Source organism: Gordonia sp. SMJS1, assembly GCF_029866425.1.
Classification (GTDB): domain Bacteria; phylum Actinomycetota; class Actinomycetes; order Mycobacteriales; family Mycobacteriaceae; genus Gordonia; species Gordonia hongkongensis.
On sequence record NZ_CP123381.1, the window covers coordinates 1,254,180 to 1,272,001 of the forward strand.

15 protein-coding genes and 2 pseudogenes are annotated in these 17,822 nt (G+C 68.5%); 7 read left to right on the top strand and 10 right to left on the bottom strand.

The window, feature by feature from the left end; genetic code table 11:
• Positions 1-46 precede the first annotated feature (46 nt).
• The 3 genes from QAD21_RS05705 to QAD21_RS05715 all read left to right on the top strand — a co-directional run bounded on the left by QAD21_RS05705 (position 47) and on the right by QAD21_RS05715 (position 1,682).
• A complete protein-coding gene (locus QAD21_RS05705) occupies positions 47-937 on the top strand; it encodes an oxidoreductase (RefSeq protein WP_280360741.1) in 891 nt (296 codons plus the stop codon).
• 89 nt (positions 938-1,026) lie between these two features.
• Entirely contained in the window at positions 1,027-1,362 is a 336-nt protein-coding gene (locus QAD21_RS05710; protein ID WP_280360743.1) for a hypothetical protein, read from the top strand.
• Positions 1,359-1,682, top strand: coding sequence for a hypothetical protein (locus QAD21_RS05715; protein ID WP_280360745.1), 324 nt, complete (start codon positions 1,359-1,361; stop codon positions 1,680-1,682). Before QAD21_RS05710 ends, QAD21_RS05715 begins: the two co-directional genes overlap by 4 nt.
• 20 nt (positions 1,683-1,702) lie before the next feature.
• Here QAD21_RS05715 and QAD21_RS05720 read toward each other — a convergent pair whose 3' ends face one another.
• From QAD21_RS05720 to QAD21_RS05745, 6 genes and pseudogenes are all read right to left on the bottom strand, one after another.
• Positions 1,703-2,221, bottom strand: coding sequence for a hypothetical protein (locus QAD21_RS05720; protein WP_137810545.1), 519 nt, complete (start codon positions 2,219-2,221; stop codon positions 1,703-1,705).
• Between the two features lie 200 nt (positions 2,222-2,421).
• A complete protein-coding gene (locus QAD21_RS05725; RefSeq protein WP_280360747.1) occupies positions 2,422-3,051 on the bottom strand; it encodes an alpha-ketoglutarate-dependent dioxygenase AlkB in 630 nt (209 codons plus the stop codon).
• A gap of 41 nt (positions 3,052-3,092) precedes the next feature.
• Positions 3,093-3,377 carry a GIY-YIG nuclease family protein gene (locus QAD21_RS05730; RefSeq protein ID WP_205334209.1) on the bottom strand — a complete coding sequence of 95 codons (285 nt, stop codon included), beginning with the start codon at positions 3,375-3,377 and terminating at the stop codon, positions 3,093-3,095.
• A gap of 447 nt (positions 3,378-3,824) precedes the next feature.
• Positions 3,825-5,543: pseudogene (locus tag QAD21_RS05735) on the bottom strand (GMC family oxidoreductase).
• A complete protein-coding gene (locus QAD21_RS05740; protein ID WP_280360750.1) occupies positions 5,540-7,126 on the bottom strand; it encodes an NAD(P)/FAD-dependent oxidoreductase in 1,587 nt (528 codons plus the stop codon). The pseudogene QAD21_RS05735 and the gene QAD21_RS05740 overlap by 4 nt, the downstream one beginning before the upstream one ends.
• The gene (locus QAD21_RS05745; RefSeq protein WP_058251656.1) at positions 7,119-7,700 is read right to left on the bottom strand and encodes a TetR/AcrR family transcriptional regulator; all 582 of its coding nucleotides are present in this window, start codon (positions 7,698-7,700) and stop codon (positions 7,119-7,121) included. The genes QAD21_RS05740 and QAD21_RS05745 overlap by 8 nt, the downstream gene beginning before the upstream one ends.
• A 74-nt stretch (positions 7,701-7,774) precedes the next feature.
• Here QAD21_RS05745 and QAD21_RS05750 point away from each other — a divergent pair.
• A pseudogene (locus tag QAD21_RS05750) lies at positions 7,775-8,756 on the top strand (LLM class F420-dependent oxidoreductase).
• 182 nt (positions 8,757-8,938) lie between these two features.
• Here the strand turns inward: QAD21_RS05750 and QAD21_RS05755 are convergent.
• Complete coding sequence (locus tag QAD21_RS05755; RefSeq protein ID WP_280360752.1) at positions 8,939-10,105, bottom strand: pyridoxal phosphate-dependent aminotransferase; 1,167 nt, start codon at positions 10,103-10,105, stop codon at positions 8,939-8,941.
• 97 nt (positions 10,106-10,202) lie between these two features.
• Between QAD21_RS05755 and QAD21_RS05760 the strand changes: the two genes are divergently transcribed.
• The 3 genes from QAD21_RS05760 (at position 10,203) to QAD21_RS05770 (ending at position 12,688) form a co-directional block, all read left to right on the top strand.
• Positions 10,203-11,882, top strand: coding sequence for a protein kinase (locus tag QAD21_RS05760; protein WP_280360754.1), 1,680 nt, complete (start codon positions 10,203-10,205; stop codon positions 11,880-11,882).
• A gap of 132 nt (positions 11,883-12,014) precedes the next feature.
• Positions 12,015-12,287 (top strand): type II toxin-antitoxin system prevent-host-death family antitoxin, encoded by a 273-nt coding sequence (locus tag QAD21_RS05765; protein ID WP_280360756.1) that lies wholly within the window; start codon positions 12,015-12,017, stop codon positions 12,285-12,287.
• The gene (locus QAD21_RS05770) at positions 12,284-12,688 is read left to right on the top strand and encodes a type II toxin-antitoxin system VapC family toxin (RefSeq protein ID WP_280360757.1); all 405 of its coding nucleotides are present in this window, start codon (positions 12,284-12,286) and stop codon (positions 12,686-12,688) included. Before QAD21_RS05765 ends, QAD21_RS05770 begins: the two co-directional genes overlap by 4 nt.
• Position 12,689: 1 nt before the next feature.
• On the opposite strand, the gene QAD21_RS05775 is transcribed toward QAD21_RS05770, so the two are convergent.
• The 3 genes from QAD21_RS05775 to QAD21_RS05785 all read right to left on the bottom strand — a co-directional run bounded on the left by QAD21_RS05775 (position 12,690) and on the right by QAD21_RS05785 (position 17,766).
• Positions 12,690-14,357 carry a DNA repair helicase XPB gene (locus QAD21_RS05775; protein WP_321179980.1) on the bottom strand — a complete coding sequence of 556 codons (1,668 nt, stop codon included), beginning with the start codon at positions 14,355-14,357 and terminating at the stop codon, positions 12,690-12,692.
• Positions 14,358-14,432: 75 nt separating this feature from the next.
• Positions 14,433-15,362 carry an oxygenase MpaB family protein gene (locus tag QAD21_RS05780; RefSeq protein ID WP_280360780.1) on the bottom strand — a complete coding sequence of 310 codons (930 nt, stop codon included), beginning with the start codon at positions 15,360-15,362 and terminating at the stop codon, positions 14,433-14,435.
• 55 nt (positions 15,363-15,417) lie between these two features.
• Positions 15,418-17,766, bottom strand: a complete 2,349-nt coding sequence (locus tag QAD21_RS05785) for a helicase-associated domain-containing protein (protein WP_137810534.1) — start codon at positions 17,764-17,766, stop codon at positions 15,418-15,420.
• Positions 17,767-17,822 lie beyond the last annotated feature (56 nt).

A 17,822-nucleotide genomic window follows, 5' to 3' on the forward strand; every position in this document is an offset into this window, starting at 1 on the left:
TCCCGGCTATGTTGCCGGGCATGACGACGCATCTCAGGGGGTCGCGATGAGTGGTTGGACGACAGCGGACGTGACGGACCAGACGGGCCGGACGTTCGTGGTGACCGGTGCCAAGAGCGGTCTCGGGTATCAGACCGCGAAGGTGCTCGTCCGCGCCGGTGCAGAAGTGGTGCTGGCGTGCCGGAACACCGCCAAGGCCGATGCCGTGGCGTCGGAGCTGGGGCCGAAGGCGACCGTCGCCAAACTGGACCTCGCCGACCTCGAATCCGTGCGCGCCTTCGCCGCCGGGGTGACCGGCGCCGACGTGCTGATCAACAACGCGGGACTGATGGCGGTCCCGTTCCGACGCACCACCGACGGTTTCGAGATGCAGATCGGCACCAATCATCTCGGGCATTTCGCCCTCACGGCGCTGCTGCTGCCGAAGATCACCGAACGGGTGGTCACCGTGTCGTCGACGATGCACCAGATCGGCGACATCCAACTCGACGACCTGAACTGGGAACAGCGCCGCTACCGGCGCTGGCGGGCCTACGGCGACTCCAAGATGGCCAACCTGATGTTCGGCAAGGAGCTCGCCGCACGGCTGGCGGCGGCCGGGTCGTCGAAGAAGTCGTTGATCGCCCATCCGGGTTACGCCTCAACGGAATTGCAGGGCAGAAGCGAGAACTTCTCCGACTTCTTCGCGAAGCTGGGCAACAAGCTGCCGATCGCCCAGCCGGCGGCCGACGGGGCGCTGCCCCAGCTGTACGCGGCGACCCTGCCGGATGCGAGATCCGGGACGTTCTACGGGCCGACGCAGTTCTTCGGGATGCGCGGCGCCCCCGGACGCAGCGATTACAAGAAAGCTGCCGACGACGTCGAGTTCCGGACCGCGCTCTGGGAGGAATCGGAGCGGCTCACGGGGGAGAAGTTCGACGTCGGGGCCGTCGGCTGAGCGTAGCGTCGAATGGCTCCGATCCCACGAACGGACGAATCATGTTTGAGGTAGAGAACTTCGGACGCTGCATGGCTTAGATTCGCGGCATGACCCTCTCGAAACGTTCCTTGCGCATCATGCTGGCCGGAGCGGCATGCGTCGCCGGCGCGACTTTCTCCACCGTCGCGGCCCCGTCGGCATCGGCCGAACCCACCGGTTGCGTCGCCGGGGCGGCCGTCGTCGTCGCCGCGTCGTACTGCAGTGGCGGTACGGGGGAGCACCGGGTGCAGGCAGCATGTCTGGACTCGACCATGGTCGCGACACTCACCAACGCAAACGGCCCCTGGCGCGCACCGGGGCAGCTGTCGGTCGTGACCATCGGCGCTCAGACGTACGTCGGGAAGTGCATACTCCCGGTCATCGCGATCACCGGCGTGCGGTGATCCTGGCGCGCACCCTGGTTCTCGGCGCCCTGTGCGTCGGCAGTGCTGCGCTGTCGGCGGTGTCCGCGTCCTCGGCATCGGCCGAACCCACCGGTTGCGTGGCGGGGTCGGCGATCGTCGTCTCGGCGTCGTACTGCAGTGGTGGCACCGGTGAGCACCGGGTGGAGGCGGGCTGCATCGTTCCGGCGCTCTACGCCACGACCTTCGAAGCGTATGGGCCCTGGAGAAGCCCGGGGCAACTGTCGGTCGTGACCACCGGAGCGCCGACGAGAGCGGGGGAGTGCATTCTCCCCATCCAGGTCTTCGTCGGGGTGCGCTGAACCGGTTGAAAAAGGCCCGACTACTGGACGCTGAACGCGATGCTGTTCGACGCGCCCGAGATGGTGTCGGTGACGCGGATCGTGAAATCGCCTGCGCCCTTGAAGAAGTAGGACTTCACCGCGGTGCAGTCCTGGGTCTTGAACAGCGAGGCCTGCTTGGGGACCTTCGGTCCGGACAGGCGGACCTCCATGCGGCACTCGTTGCCGTCGACGATCGGCCCGGCGTCGATGATCGAGTTCCAGCGCACGCCCAGACGCGAGTTCTTCGGATAGGTGTTGGGCACGACGGCCGCGGTGTTGTTCGGTGTGTACACCCAGACGTTGATCGACTTGATGCCGTTCGGTGCGCCGGGGCGGCCGAGCTTGCCGTAGTGCGTGACCTTGTCGCCGCCGGACGAGCCGAGCGCGGAGCTGCCGGAGTCGAGGCTGCCGCTCGCGCTTCCGAAGAGTGTGTCGAGCGGGTTGGCGGTCGCCGGTGCGACGGGCAGTGCCAGTGCGGCGGTGGCGAGCAGGGCGGCGGCGATACGGGTGCGCTTCATCGACTTCTCTCGGTCCTCGCGGTTTATAACGAAATGATTAAAGCATGAGGATCGGCGTGTGCGTAGACAACTGCCCCCGCTGTTTGAGCCGGGACCGAGCGAAGCGAGGCGCCGAGTCGAAGCCACCTGGTGACCTCGACGGGCGCGGCGTTCTCGCTGCGCTCGGTCGACGCTGCTCGGCCAGCGGAGGGCGGCCCAGGTCACCACACCCCGGGCGGCCGCAGTTGAATGCTGATACGGGCGCCGACGCCGCGCACCTTGGGAACCGCGTGCTCCCAGGTGCGCTGACAACTGCCGCCCATGACGAGTAGGTCGCCCGACGACAGCGTGAATTTCAGTGACCGCCCGCCACCGCGGGGTCTGAGCATCAGTGGCCGAGGTGAACCGAGCGAGATGATGGCGACCATCGTGTCGTGTGTGGATGCCCGGCCGATGCGATCGCCGTGCCACGCAACCGAGTCATTGCCGTCGCGATAGAGGCTGATCCCGGCAGTCGCGAATCCCTCCGGCAGTTCGTCGCGGTAGTGCTCGGTCAGTGCGGCGCGTGCGCCGGTGATGATCGGGTCGGGGAATCGGTCATCGGCCTGGTAGATCGAGACGAGCCGCGGAACCTCGACCACCCGCTCGTACATACGACGACGCTCGGCCCGCCAGGGGACGCACTCGCGGAGGCGGTCGAAGAGGTCGTCGGCTCCACTGATCCAACCGGGACACAGGTCGACCCACGCCCCCTCGGTCAGTGTGCGACGCGAGATCGATGTCGATAGGTCGCCGAGCGTCGGCTGCGCTGACTGCTCAGAGAACAACGAGCCCTGGGTGCCGAGAGACATGACTTCAGGCTACACCCAGATCGCACGTGTGTTCGAGTGCTTTACCTAGGATTCGTGCGCGACAGTTCCGGAAGCAGGTCGAACCGTCCTGCGACGAGGGCGGACCGTTTCGCGCGAGACCAGCCGTGGACACGGCGCTCGGCCGCGTAAGCCTCGCCGATGTTGGGGAACTCCTGCTGGAATACGAGCCGGACGGGCCGACGAGGACGTGTGTAGCGCGAGCCGTTTCCGGTCTGGTGCTGGTCGACTCGATGCTCGACGTTCCGAGTACTCCCGACGTACAGCGTGCCGTCGGAACATTCGAGGATGTAGAGGAAGCCACTCATGGTGTGACTGTCGAGGATTGCTGCGACGAATCGGTCGTGGTCTCCACAGCCAGCGGATCGTGGCGAGTCTGTCCTCAGGGTCGTTGGCAGGTTTCGCAGATCGGTCGCCAAGTGGCTTCGACTCGGCGCCTCGCTTCGCTCGGTGCCGGCTCAACCAGCGGGGGTTGGCCGCCGCTGGCCGAGCAGCGTCGACCGGGCGCGGCGCGGACGCCGCGTGCGTTGAGGTCCCTTCGCATTATCGGTCGCCAGGTGGCTTCGACTCGGCGCCTCGCTTCGCTCGGGGCCGGCTCAACCAGCGGGGGTTGGTCGAGCGTCGCGGGGAGGTCGCGTGCGTTGAGGTCACCTCGCATGATCGGTCGCCAGGTGGCTTCGACTCGGCGCCTCGCTTCGCTCGGTGCCGGCTCAACCAGCAGTGGATGGTGCCGGCTCAACCAGCGGGGGGTCGGGTCAGCCGGCGCGAGTGGCGTCGGAGACCGGCGTGATCGGGAGGCGCAGCGCGCCGGGCGCGTGGGCGGGGACCGTCGGGTGGTGGGGCTCCACCGGCTGGACGGGCCGGTACGCCGCACCGAGCTCGGGCCGCGGGTCGGCCTCGCCGGCATTGGGCCACATCGCCAGGGCGCGTTCGGCCTGCGCGGTGATGGTCAGCGACGGGTTGACGCCGAGGTTGGCCGAGACGGTCGCGCCGTCGACAATGTGCAGCCCCGGGTGGTTGAACACCCGGTGGTACGGGTCCACCACGCCGTCGGCCGCCGAGCGTCCGATCGAGCAGCCGCCCAGGAAGTGGGCCGTCATCGGGATGTTCAGCAGGTCGACGATGGAACCGCCGGCGTCGCCGTCGATCTCGCGTGCGACGGCGCGCACCGCCTCGTGTCCCTCCGGGATCCACGTCGGCGGGGGATCGCCCTCGCCCTGCCGGCTGCGCAGCATCGGGCCGAAACGACCTCGGCGCGAGAACAACTCGAGCGAGTTGTCGGCGGTCTGCATGACGAGTGCGATGATGGTGCGCTCCGACCAGCGTCGTACCTAGAGTCCGCGAAGCGTGATCACCGGGTGACGGACCATCTCGATCAGCGCCTGCAGCAGTCGCGGCAGCGGACCGCCACCGTCGACGAGAATGGCCTGCAACATGCCGATGAGGTTGCTGCCCTTGCCATATCGCACGGGTTCGATGTGCGTGTGGTCATTGGGGTGGAACGACGACGTGATCGCGACACCCTCGGTGTAGTCGATGTCGAGGTCGCGTGCGGTGGCGGCCAGGACCGCCTCGGAGTTGGTGCGGACCACCTTGCCCAGGCGCGACGACAGCCCGGGCAGGTGGCCGCCCTGCTGCATGTCCAGCAGCAGCTTGTTGGTGCCGTACGTCCCGGCGGCGAACACCACGTGATCGGCGGTGAAGGTGCGGCGCCCGCGGCGCGACCAGCGTCGGCCCGACCGGTGCGACTCCACGACGTACCCGCCGCCCGAACGCGGCCGGACGGTGTCCACGGTCGTCATCGGAATGATCTCGGCACCGGCCTGTTCGGCCAGGTAGAGGTAGTTCTTGACGAGCGTGTTCTTCGCTCCCACCGGACATCCCGTCATGCAGGCGCCGCAGTCGGTGCACCCGGTGCGTGCCGGGCCGGCGCCGCCGAAGAACGGGTCGTCGACCGTCTTGCCCGCCTCGCCGAAGAACACGCCGACCGGGGTGTGGACGAAGGTGTCGCCGACTCCCATCTCCTCGGCGACCTTGCGGATCACGCGGTCGGCGGGCGTCACCTTCGGATACGTGGTCACGCCGAGCACGCGTGAGGCCTGGTCGTAGTACGGGTCGAGCTCGGATGCCCAGTCGGTGATCGATCCCCAATGCGGGTCGTCGAAGAACGTCGGCAGCGGACGGTACAGGGTGTTCGCGTAGTTCAGCGATCCACCGCCGACGCCCGCACCGGCCATCACGAGCACGTCGCGCAGCAGGTGCATGCGCTGCACCCCGAACAGTCCGAGCGCGGGTGCCCAGACGTAGTCCTTGAGGCGCCAGCTCGTCTTGGGCAGCTCGCCGTCGGAGAAACGCCGACCGGACTCGATGACCGCGACGCGGTAGCCCTTCTCGGTGAGTCGCAGGGCCGCAACCGATCCGCCGAAACCGGAGCCGATGACGATGGCGTCGTAATGGTCAGGGGTGGAACTCACGGTGCGACGGTCCTCTCGGTGTCGGATTCGGTGGCGTCGGATGCGGCGTCTGATCCGGTGGTGACTGCCTGGTCGACGGGTGCGGCGGGGATCGCGGCGTCGAAGCGGTGGTCGGTGGGTTCGAAGGACGACATCATCCGGCGGAAGTCGCTCGTGAACTTCGGCCACATCACCGAGTTGCGACCGGTGGAGTCGAGGTACCAGCTCGAGCAGCCACCCGAATTCCAGACGGTGCGTTCGAGTTCGGGATCGAGTTCGGAGTTGTAGCGGTCCTGTGCATCCTCGGTGACCTCGAAGGTCGACCGGCCGCTACGCGAGAGTTCGGCGAGTGCCTTGCTCATGTAGTACGCCTGCGGCTCCAGCATCAGCACGATCGAGCTGTGACCGAGATTCGTGTTGGGGCCGTACAGGAAGAACAGATTGGGGAAGCCGTGGACCTCGACCCCGCGGTAGGCGCGCGGCGAACCCTTCCACGCGTGGGCCAGCGTGCGGCCGTCGCGCCCGGTGATCGCCGACGCGATGGGCGGCTCGGTGGGGGTGAACCCGGTCGCGAAGACGACCGTGTCGACCTCGTGCTCGCGACCCTGGTCGTCGACGGCACCGCGTGCGGTGAGGCGGGTGATTGCTCCAGTGACGGTCGCGTTGTCGCGCTGGAGGGCGGGGAACCACTTGTTGGTCAACAACATCCGCTTGCAGCCGATGGTGTAGTCGGGGGTGAGCCGACGGCGTAGCGCACGGTCGCGGACCTGGACACGCAGCTGGGCCAGCGCGATGGTCTTCGCGATCGGCAGCAGCTTGGGATTGCGGGCCATCATGAGGACGTAGGCCTCGCGATAGGTCCACACCATCCGCCGGACCAGTCGATGGATACCGGGAACCCGACGATAGAGCGCGCGTTCGAGGGTGCCGATGTTGCGGTCCAGACGCGGGACGACCCAGGCGGGGGTGCGCTGGAAGACCGTGAGATGCCCGACCTCGTCCACGATCTCGGGCACGATCTGGATCGCCGACGCGCCGGTGCCGACGATCGCGACGCGTCGACCGTGCAGGTCGTGGGAATGGTCCCAGTCGGCGGAGTGGAACATCGTGCCGGTGAACTCGTCGGCGCCGGGGACGGTCGGCAGGCCGGGTTCGGACAGCGCACCGGGCGCCGCGACCAGGTAGCGGCACCGGATCTCACCGTCGGTCGTGTCGACGACCCACTCCTGCGTGCCACCGTCCCAGCGCGCCGACGTCAGCGCGCAGTTGTATCGGATCTGATCGGCGAAATCGACTGCGACCGAGCGTAGATACCGATGGATCTCGTCGCGACGCCCGTAGGTGTGCGACCACTCCGGGTTCGGCGCGAACGACAACGAGTACAAGGACGTCGGGACGTCGCAGGCCGCGCCCGGGTAGTCGTTCTCGCGCCAGACACCACCCGCGCCGTCGCCGCGCTCGATCGCCAGGGTCTGCAGCTGCGGATGGTCCTTTCGCAGACGATGCAGGGCGGCGAGGCCGCCGAATCCGACACCGACGACGAGGACGTCGACGCGCCGGGGCAGCGTGTCCTGCTGCGCGAGGGTCGGACTGGGTTCAGTCATGAGACAGGAGTTCCTTCCATACGGGCAGGAGTCGGTCGAGCAGCGCGCGGTCGGCGTCGGGCGAGCGCAGGATGCGCGACACCGCGAGTCCGCGTGCGAGTTCGATGGAGAGTTCGAGTTCCGCGGCGGTGTACCGGTCGCCGAACAACTCGGCACAACCGACGGCGAGGGCGTCGGAGACCTGTTGTTCGAGCGGGATGATCGCGGTTCGTAGCCCGACGTCGCAGCGGGCGGCGACCCACAACTCGAGAGCGGCGTCGAACAGCGGACCGCTGAACGCCTCGACGAGGATCTCGAGTCCCTCGTCGCCCGTGCGGGGCCGCGACAGGATCTCTGCCAGCCGGCGTTCGACGAGGTGCCCGACCGCGGCGACCACCAGCGATTCCCGGGTGGGGAAGTGATGCAGCAGGGCGCCGCGCGAGATCCCCGCGCGGCGGTTCACCTCCTGCGTGGTGGTGGCTGCGTAGCCGACGTCGACGAGGGCGTCGACGGCCGCGTCGAGGATGAGCGCACGGGTGGTCGCGGTGCGTTCGGCCTGCGTACGACGACGCGGGGCGCGGGTGGGCTCGGTCACATCAGTGACGGTAGCACAAACAGTCCGGACTGCTTGTAAGTTTCCAAGAGATCGCGGCGCGTAAGTTGGACCGCATGCGATTCGGACTCTTCATTCCCCAGGGCTGGCGTCTCGATCTCGTGGGTGTGGAACCCGCGGACCAGTGGGGGGTGATGTCGTCGGTCGCCGACCGCGCCGAGTCGGGCGGCTGGGACTCGATCTGGGTGTACGACCACTTCCACACCGTCCCGCTGCCCACCGACGAGGCCACGCATGAGGCGTGGACTCTCGTGGCCGCCCTGGCCGCCACCACGAGTCGGGTCGAGATCGGCCAGATGTGCACCGCGATGGGTTATCGCAACCCGATGTACCTCGCGAAGGTCGCCGCCACCGCGGACCTGATCTCCGGCGGTCGCGTCCAGATGGGCATCGGTGGCGGCTGGTACGAACACGAGTGGCGTGCATACGGTTACGGATTCCCGTCGGCGGGTGAGCGGCTGGCGCGGCTCGACGAGGGAGTGCAGATCATGAAGCAGGCCTGGGAGACCGGACGGGCGACGCTCGACGGCAAGCACTACACCGTCGACGACGCCATCTGCGCCCCGCAGCCCACGGCCGGGCGGCTGCCACTATGGATCGCCGGCGGCGGGGAGAAGAAGACGCTGCGTATCGCGGCCAAGTACGCCGACTACACCAACTTCGACGGCACGCCGGACGGGTTCGCGCACAAATCGTCGGTCCTGCAACAACATTGCGCCGACCTCGGACGCGACTTCGCGTCGATCACCCGCTCGGCCAATTACAACGTGATGCTCGGCGAGACCGAGGCCGACGTGGAGCGCAAGCTCACCGACCTCGAAGCCCGGCTGAGCAAGATCGTCGGCCGACGCTGCCTCCGGCAGTTTGGGCGCGTTCCGGGGGATGCCCGCGGTTGGGACGCCTGAACAGGTCGCCGAGAACCTTCGCGGGCTCGCCGACGCCGGGATGTCCTACGGGATCTGCTACTTCCCGAACATCGCCGTCGACCGCGAGGACCTCGAGATGTTCGAGCAGCGGGTGATCCCGGCGTTGCGCTGAGCTTCAGGCTGTCGGGTCACCAAGTGGCTTCGACTCGGCGCCTCGCTGCGCTCGGGGCCGGCTCAACCAGCGGGGGTGGTCACCAAGTGGCTTCGACTCGGCGCCTCGACCTCGACGCGCTCCTTCGTCGCTTGCTCGGCCCGGCGGCTCCGCTCGGTGCCGGCTCAACCGGCGGGGTGGAGTCACAACCGGCGCAACCGCTCGGCGGCTTCGGCGATCACCTCGTCGCGTTTGGCGAAGGCGAACCGGAGCATGTGGTGCCAGGGTTCGCGGTCGTCGGTGAACACACAGACCGGCACCGCGGCCACGCCGATGCGTTCGGGCAGCGTTCGGCAGAACTCGATGCCGTCGTCGATGCCGAGAGGACGAGGGTCGGCGCAGACGAAATAGGTTGCCTCGCTACGGTGTACGGCGAAACCGGCGTCGGACAGTGCGGTCGAGATCAGGTCGCGTTTGGCCTGCAGCCCTCGCGCCGACTCGTGGACCCAGTCCAACTCGTGCTCCAGCGCGTGCGCCACCGCGGGCTGGAACGGCCCGGAGCCGACATAGGACATGTACTGCTTCGCCGTCCGTGCCGCGGCGACGAGTTCGGGCGGACCGCTCACCCAGCCGACCTTCCAGCCGGTGCAGTTGAAGGTCTTGCCGGAGCTGGAGATCCGCAGGGTGCGTTCCCGCATACCCGGCAGCGCCGCGAGCGGGGTGTGCGTCCGTCCGTCGAAGACCAGGTATTCGTAGACCTCGTCGGTGACGGCGATGACGTCGTGCGCGACGCACAGCCGTGCGATCTCGGCCAGGTCGTCGGTCGACAGCACGGTCCCCGTCGGATTGTGCGGGCTGTTCACCACCACCATCGATGTCTTCGGCCCGAAGGCCGCGGCAAGACGCTCGCGGTCAAGTCGGAAGCCGTCGCCGTCGGGGACCAGCGGCACGACGCGCCGCACACCCCCGGCCATCGCCACGGCGGCGGCGTAGGCGTCGTAGTAGGGCTCGATCATGATGACCTCGTCACCCGGCTCCACCAGACCGACGACGGCGCCGGCGATCGCCTCGGTCGCGCCGACCGTGATCAGCACCTCGCGGTCGGGGTCATAGTCCAGGCGATACCGATCACGCTGCTGCCGCGCCACCGCGTGCCGCAACTCCGGCACACCGATACCCGGCGGGTACTGATTGCGGCCGTCGCTGATCGCCTCGCGCGCGGCGTCGAGCATCGATGCCGGCCCGTCGGTGTCGGGGAAGCCCTGCCCGAGGTTCACGGCGTCGTGCTCGACGGCCAGCGCCGACATCTCGGCGAAGATCGTCGTGGTGAACGGACGCAGGCGGTCGACTGTCCGGTTCGCGGATGACATGTTCCAACAGTGGCACAGGTCCTCTCTTCAACGGTCGCGGTGGGCGCTGCGGGGGTGACAGACTGACCCCAGTCGCCGACACGGATGAGGAGGAGCGATGCCGCGCAATCCCGGCGAGCACTTCGCCGGCTACACCATCATCCGACTCGTCGGCCGGGGTGGCATGGGCGAGATCTACCTCGCGCGGCATCCCCACCTGCCGCGGAACGAGGCACTGAAGGTACTGCCCGCCGACCTCAGTCGCGACCCGATGTACCGGCAGCGTTTCGTCAAAGAGGCCGAGCACGCGTCGAGCGTCGTCCACCCGTCGATCGTGACGATCTTCAACTCCGGCGAGTACGACGGCCACCTGTGGATCGCGATGGAGTACATCGACGGCATCGATGCGCTGAAGCTCTTGCGCCAGACCCCGCGGGGACTCGACACCGCGACGGTGATCGCGATCGTGCGCGCGGTGGGCGCCGCGCTCGACCGGGCCCACGCGACGGGGTTGCTCCATCGCGACGTCAAGCCGGCCAACATCCTGCTGCAGGGCGCGGGTGGTCCGGAACCGCGGGTGTTGCTCGCGGACTTCGGGATCGCCAAGTCGGAGCAGGACGTCAGTCATCTCACCTCGACCAACGTCTTCCTCGGCACCGTCGCGTATGCCTCACCCGAACAGCTGCTCGGCGATCCGGTCGACGGCCGCGCCGACCAGTACGCGCTCGCGGCCACCGTCTTTGAACTGCTCACCGGGCGGCCGCCGTTCCAGGGTGCCGGCACCGCGTCGATCATCGCCGGCCACCTGCAGGCGATGCCGCCGCGACCGTCGACCCTGCGCCCGGGTATCTCGGGCGACGTCGACGCGGTGTTCGGTCGCGCCCTCGCGAAAGAGCCGGACCGCCGGTACGGGTCGTGCCGCGACTTCGCCGTCGACCTCGAACGCGCGCTCACCGTTCCACAGCTGTCCAAGGAGCCGACGGTGCGCGCGCCGTCGCCCGTGCCACCGGTTCCGGTGGCCCCGCCCGTTCCGGTGAACCCCCTGTCCTATCCACAAGGGCCGCAGCAGTATTCGCCGTACCAGTCGCAGCCGGGGACCTACCCCGGCGGGTTCCCCTCGCAGGGTGGCTACGCACCACCACCACCGCCGAAGAAGCGGTCCGGGCTGCTGATCGCACTGGGGTCACTCGCGGCCGTCCTCGTGCTCGCGATCGCGGCCGGGGTCGTCTACGTGGCGACGCAGGTGTCGAGTGCACCGACCGCGAGTGACACCTCGACGTCGCGCTCCACCACGGCCGCCGGGCCGGAGACCTCGACGTCCGCCGCCGGCACGTCTGCTCCCCGCACCACCGACTCCTCCACGTCGCCGGTCAACGGACCGGGGGACGTGCAGGTCGGCGAGTGCATCGGCATCGCGACCGACTCCGGATCGGCGACGAGCGTGAACGCGTCGAAGGTCGACTGCGACTCGGCCGGTCTCAACTTCTACACCGCCTCGAAGATCGCCGCGTCGACATCGTGTGCGAGCCCGCAGAACTCGACACTCACCTTCCCGGGCAGCTCCGACAAGGTCTGTCTCACGCCGAATTTCTACGAGGATCTGTGTTATCTGGTGCCGCTGTCGGGCGGTTCCCTCGCCGACTACCGGGAAGCCCCCTGCACGAGCGCCGCAACGGCGCAGACCGTCCTCGCCCGTGTCACGACGCGGTCGGATGCGTCGGTGACTTGTTCGGGCGAGGAGACGACATGGGTTTTCTACGAGCCGGAGTCGATCGGGTACTGCCTCGTCGAGACGTGAATCGACCCTTCGTGACGCGCCCTCCGCAAGCTCCGGGCGCTCCTCAGGGAGCAGTGGACGCGCCCTCCGCAAGCTCCGGGCGCTCCTCAGGGAGCACGGGGCAAGTAGCACTTCAGGTGCTACCCTGCAGGAATGAGGACGATCGGTATCCGCGAGCTCAGGCAGCACGCCTCGCGGTATCTCGCGCAGGTCGAGGCCGGGGAAGAGTTGGCCATCACCAACCGAGGCCGCACGGTTGCGCGGTTGGTCCCGGTGTCTGCGGGGGAGAGAAGTAGAGACGCGCTCATCGAGGCCGGGATACTCCTGCCGGCCCGACGTGCGGGCGGCATAACCGGGCTGCACCCCGAGACGTTGCCGGCGCGCGCGCTCACCGAAGTCCTCGACCAGGTTCGCGAGGATCGTTGATCTATCTCGACACCGCAGCGATGGTGAAACTCGTGGTGCGCGAGGCCGAGACCGCTCAGCTGATCGAGTGGCTCGCGCTGCATCCAGGGGTCCCGACCGTGACGAGTGCGCTGGGACGAGTCGAATTGATGCGCACCGCGTTGCGTGATGGCAGCCCGGGCCTTCATGAGCGAGCGCGTGTTCTCCTCGATGCTCTGGACGTGATCCCGCTGAGCGTTACCGTCATCGACATCGCCGAATCGATCGGCCCGTCTTCGCTGCGCTCGCTCGACGCCTTGCATCTCGCCTCTGCGAGCGTCATACGCGCCGAGATGAGTGCCTTCGTCGCTTATGATCACCGGCTTCTGGCGGGCGCATCGACGCTTGGCTACCCGACCGTTGCTCCCGGCGCCGAATCGTGAATCACCCGGCTGAACCCTCACCGATCGTCGGGCCGAGGAGGTCGTCGGCGTCGGTGATGCGGTAGGCGTACCCCTGTTCGGCGAGGAACCGCTGGCGGTGCGCCGCGTAGTCGGCGTCGAGGGTGTCGCGCGACACCACCGAGTAGAAATGCGCCTGTCCGCCATCGCGTTTCGGTCGCAGCAGCCGGCCGAGGCGCTGGGCCTCCTCCTGACGTGAGCCGAACGTCCCCGACACCTGCACCGCGACCGACGCCTCGGGGAGGTCGATGGAGAAGTTCGCCACCTTCGACACGACGAGGGTCTGCAACTCGCCGGAGCGGAACCGGTCGAACAGGACCTCGCGTTCCTTGTTCTTCGTCGATCCCTGGATCACCGGGGCGTCGAGTTCGCGGCCCAGTTCCTCGAGCTGGTCGATGTAGGCGCCGATGATCAGGGTCTGCTGACCCCGGTGCTTGTCGAGGATCGCCTTGACCACGTTGACCTTGGTGTGGGCCGTCGAGCAGAGCTTGTACTTCTCCTCGGGCTCGGCGACGGCGTACTGCAGGCGTTCCTCGTCGGTCAGGGTCACCCGGACCTCGACGCAGTCGGCCGGCGCGATCCACCCCTGCGCCTCGATGTCCTTCCACGGGGCGTCGTATCGCTTGGGTCCGATCAGGCTGAAGACGTCGCCCTCGCGGCCGTCCTCGCGGACCAGGGTTGCGGTGAGGCCGAGACGACGACGCGATTGCAGGTCGGCGGTCATCCGGAAGACGGGGGCGGGGAGGAGATGGACCTCGTCGTAGATGATCAGACCCCAGTCGCGGGAGTCGAACAGGTCGAGATTCTTGTACTCGCCCTTCGACTTCCGTGTCATCACCTGATACGTGGCGATCGTGACGGGACGGATCTCCTTGCGCTCGCCCGAGTACTCGCCGATCTCTTCTTCGGTGAGCGTCGTGCGCGCGATGAGTTCACGTTTCCACTGGCGGCCGGCGACCGTGTTGGTCACCAGGATCAGCGTCGTCGCGCCGGCCTTGGCCATCGCCGCCGCGCCGACCATCGTCTTGCCGGCACCGCAGGGGAGCACCACCACACCCGAGCCGCCGGCCCAGAACGAGTCGGCTGCCATCTCCTGGTAGTCACGCAGCTGCCAGTCGTCCTGGGCGAGGTCGATGGCGTGTGCCTCGCCGTCGACGTACCCGGCGAGGTCCTCGGCCGGCCAGCCGACCTTCAGCAGCACCTGCTTGAGACGACCGCGCTCGGACGGATGCACGATGACCGTGTCGTCGTCGATGCGCGCACCCAGCATCGGGGCGACCTTCTTGTTGCGCATCACCTCGATGAGGACGGCCTGGTCGAGGCTGACGAGTGTCAGTCCGTGCGCCGGATGCTTGACCAGTTGCAGGCGACCGAACCGGCCCATGGTGTCGACGACGTCCATCAGCAGCGGCTGGGGCACCGCGTAGCGCGAGTACGTCACGAGTGCGTCGACGACCTGTTCGGCGTCGTGACCTGCGGCGCGGGCGTTCCACAGCGCGAGCGGGGTGACCCGGTAGGTGTGGACGTGCTCGGGGGCGCGTTCGAGTTCGGCGAAGGGTGCGATCGCCGCGCGCGCCGCCGCGGCGTCGGGGTGATCCACCTCGAGCAGCAGCGTCTTGTCGGATTGCACGATCAGGGGTCCATCGGTCACCCGCTCCATTGTCCAGATCGCACCGACGATTGTCAGCGTCGGGCCTGCGCTGTGACGCGAGAGACCCCGGCGAACTCAGAAGACGGGGATGCCGAGCTTGCGACGGACCCGCAGGTCGATGATGTTGAGCCGGAAGATCCCGCGCAGAACTGGTGCCACCAGAGGGTCGACGCGGCGGAAGCCGGCAAGCGCCCGCTGATAGCGGCGTTCGTCGCGTTCGGTCCACCGCCACCGCATCATCGTGCGGAACTCCGGTGGCAACCCGGCCTTGATCGCGTAGGCGAGCGACGGCCCGATCGTGGCGTGCAGCAGCGTGCCGAGTTTTCCGACCCGGTACTCCAGGAAGGACAGGTCGGCGAGGCTGCGGAGCTCGTCGCGCACCGGGTCGTCGATGCGCAGCGAGGACAGTTCGGCGTTCCAGTAGACGAGCAGATCGTCGTAGGTCGCCGGCCACTTGTCCCGGGGAACGTTGAGTGCGGTGCCCAGCGGGTGCGCCTCGTCGAGCACCATCTGCTTCTCCTCGGCGCTCAGCGGACCATAGAGCAGTTCGTACTGGTCGATGAAGTACTTGAGCAGACACACCGCGACCCACAGCTGCAGGCGCGAGTCGTTCCCGCTGTAGCGAACGGGACTCGACTGGGTGGAGTACACCTGGTCGTGGATGCGGCCGACGGCCTCGTGGACGTAGGCCTTGTCGTCGTCGGAGCCCATCAGTGCGACGGCGAGGAACGTGCCGGTGGTGCGCCCCCGTTTGATGGGCCGCTTGATCGCATTGCCCGACGGCACGCGGCTCTCGTGGACGCCGTACCCGACCTTCGGATTGGCGAGCTGCATGATCACGTTGGTGCCGGCGAGCGAAGGCCCGATGGCGGTGACCAGATCGACCGGCCGCTTCACCCGGCGACGCTTCGGCGCGGGTTTCATCCGCGCGACGAGGTCGTGCTGGTAGGTGTCGGCGACGAGGCCGAGATGTTCGCGAGCGGGGAGTTTCGGTGCCGCGGTCATACCCGAGGCTACCAAGGATGAGACGTCTTTCACAGGATGTCTCTACCCGCTGGACTCAGGCGTCGAGCAGCTCGACGCTGGTGAGGCGGTGCAGCGAGAACCGTTGCTCGTCATCACTGCCCTCCTCGACGGCCACGAGCTGGCCGGCGCCGAGGATCTTCGGGGTCACCACATGCCGGCTCGCCGATCCCTGTGCGTCGACGTATCCCACGCGCAGCCTGCGGTTGGCGCGCAGTGCGAGCTGGATGAGCGCAGTGGCGGATTCGCCTCCGCCGCTCGCCCGCACCGGGGTCGTCGTGACGGCGCCGCGCACCGGGGTCGCCGCCGCCGCCCGGTCGGTCGAGCGGATGCGGGTCACCACCGACCGCAGCTGTGCCTCCGACGGCGCGTTCCGGCGTGGCTGGGCCTGCCGACGTGCCCGCGACACCGAAACCCGGCTGCCGCGTTCGCGGAGGTCGACCAGGGCTCCGGACGAATCTTCGCCCGCCGGAGCGAATCCCGCCGCCCGCAGCTGATCGATCACGTCGCGGACCTCCGACGGCGACACCGCGACCGTGGGTGCCAGCGCCCGCAGCGCGAGCGGTTCGGCCGCCGCACTGCGCAGCACAGCCGCCAGCACGGTCGGGTCCTCGCAGCGGATGAACGCCGACGCGACGCCCACGCGCAACTGGCCGTGGCGTCGTGCGACGTCGTCGATGAGATACGTGAGTGACTGTGGCACCGGGGTTCTCGAGTGTTTCGTGAACATCGAGAGCAGTTCGTTGCTGCTGCGGCCCGCGTCGAGCGCACGGCGCACGCTCTCCGGTGAGACCCGATAGACCGACGCCGCACCGCCCGATTCCAGATCGGCGACGAGCTCCACCTGTTCGGCGAGTTCGGGCGTCATCGGGCCGGGGACCGTCAACGTCAGATCGGCCTGGGTCAGGAAGTGGTCCACCGGCTCGGGCAGGGCTTTGCGCATCGCGGCGAGCACCGCCGCGTCGACGTCGGCGGGGTCGGAGTCCGGTGACTCCTCGATGGTGTACGCACGACCGACGGTGGTCAGGGCGTCGTGCGCGACCAGTCCCAATTCCCGTGCCTCACGCAGGGTCTCGGCGACGACGCGGCGGCTGAAGCGCCGGATCTGACGGGGGCGGTGCCAGTGCAGGTTCGCGAGGAGAGTGTCGGCGGGGACTCCCACCGCGGGGTCGGCGTGGGCGAGGGTGGACAGGATGAGCTGACGCTGCACCGGGGCGTACGCGTCGTGGAGGTCCGAGCCCAGCGTCGGCAGCGCGTTGCCGTCGCGATCGGGTTCGCCGACCTGCCAGGCGCGGCGCGGCATGTGCATCCAGGCGTCGGCCAGCGCGAGCCACTGGCGTTCGCGCGGTTGGTGCAACCAGGTGTCGGCGGTGGAGGTGGGCGCGAAGGACTGCTCGCCGGAATCGTTGGGCGGCGGGGGATCCGGGAAGCCCGCGTCGATGAGCCGGAGATAGGCGGCGAGTTCGACGAGGAACGCGACCCGCTGTGTCTCGAGACCGGTCAGCTTCGCCAGACGACGGAGCCCGCGGACGCCGAGCGCGCCGGAGCGGAGCACCGCCGCCGGCGTCGCGCCGAGGACCGCGATCAGCTGGGTGAGGTGACGGATGAGTTCGAGTGCCTCGCCGCCGGCTGCGGCGTCGACCGCCTTGGCCCCGAAACGTGGCTTCGCGCCGGGTTCGTGGAGCGGTGGCGGCTCCAACACGTCTGTGCGCCAAGCAGGTTCCTCGCGGAGCACGGCGCCCACCATCGGCGGTAGCTCGACGGTCTGATCGTCGATGCGCGCGAGGAGGCCCGACGAGATCAGTCGGGCGACCGGGGAGGACGGGTCGGCGTCGTGGGCCGCATCACGACTGCGGCCCAGGGCCGGACCGCGGGCGAGGGTGTGCAGCAGACCGAGGGGTCGCTCGTCGAGATCGGCGATCATCGCCGCGATCTCCTCGCCCGACCGCCCGACGAGCGGACCACTGAGGTGCTTGGCCTTCCACGGCATCGCGGAGTCGACGTGTTCACCGGCGCCGAGGGACGAGTCCTCGCCCCAGAGGATCGCGCGGCGTCGGAGGAGATCGAGACGGGCGCGGACGGCGGCCGCATCGGCGCGGCCGGACAGGGCCTTGACGATCGTGGTGACCGACGGACGCCGCGACTTCTTCGGGCTGCGGCTGTGGCGGGCGGCGACCTCTTCCAGAACCGCGACGGCAAGGATGTCGAGATCCTCGCCGGCCAGGGCCAACGACGCCGCCGACAGGGCCCGTTGCGCCAGTACCCGCGTCCCCGACGGCGTCGGTGAGGCGAGGTCGGGGCGCTCGAGGAGGAGCTCGGTCAGCGCGTCGTCGGAACGCGCCGCCAACTCATCGGCCAGGCCGGTGTGCTGGTCATCCGAACTCATTCGGCCCAGCTTACCGGGGGCTCAGGCAGCGGGGACCGGGGCTCAGGCAGCAGGAG

Excerpts from the sequence above, each read along its gene's own strand:
- QAD21_RS05705 (WP_280360741.1), top strand. The coding sequence starts at position 47 with ATGAGTGGTTGGACGACAGCGGACGTGACGGACCAGACGGGCCGGACG.
- QAD21_RS05710 (WP_280360743.1), top strand. The coding sequence starts at position 1,027 with ATGACCCTCTCGAAACGTTCCTTGCGCATCATGCTGGCCGGAGCGGCA.
- QAD21_RS05720 (WP_137810545.1), bottom strand. The coding sequence starts at position 2,221 with ATGAAGCGCACCCGTATCGCCGCCGCCCTGCTCGCCACCGCCGCACTG.
- QAD21_RS05725 (WP_280360747.1), bottom strand. The coding sequence starts at position 3,051 with ATGTCTCTCGGCACCCAGGGCTCGTTGTTCTCTGAGCAGTCAGCGCAG.
- QAD21_RS05730 (WP_205334209.1), bottom strand. The coding sequence starts at position 3,377 with ATGAGTGGCTTCCTCTACATCCTCGAATGTTCCGACGGCACGCTGTAC.
- QAD21_RS05740 (WP_280360750.1), bottom strand. The coding sequence starts at position 7,126 with ATGACTGAACCCAGTCCGACCCTCGCGCAGCAGGACACGCTGCCCCGG.
- QAD21_RS05755 (WP_280360752.1), bottom strand. The coding sequence starts at position 10,105 with ATGTCATCCGCGAACCGGACAGTCGACCGCCTGCGTCCGTTCACCACG.
- QAD21_RS05760 (WP_280360754.1), top strand. The coding sequence starts at position 10,203 with ATGCCGCGCAATCCCGGCGAGCACTTCGCCGGCTACACCATCATCCGA.
- QAD21_RS05765 (WP_280360756.1), top strand. The coding sequence starts at position 12,015 with ATGAGGACGATCGGTATCCGCGAGCTCAGGCAGCACGCCTCGCGGTAT.
- QAD21_RS05780 (WP_280360780.1), bottom strand. The coding sequence starts at position 15,362 with ATGACCGCGGCACCGAAACTCCCCGCTCGCGAACATCTCGGCCTCGTC.
- QAD21_RS05785 (WP_137810534.1), bottom strand. The coding sequence starts at position 17,766 with ATGAGTTCGGATGACCAGCACACCGGCCTGGCCGATGAGTTGGCGGCG.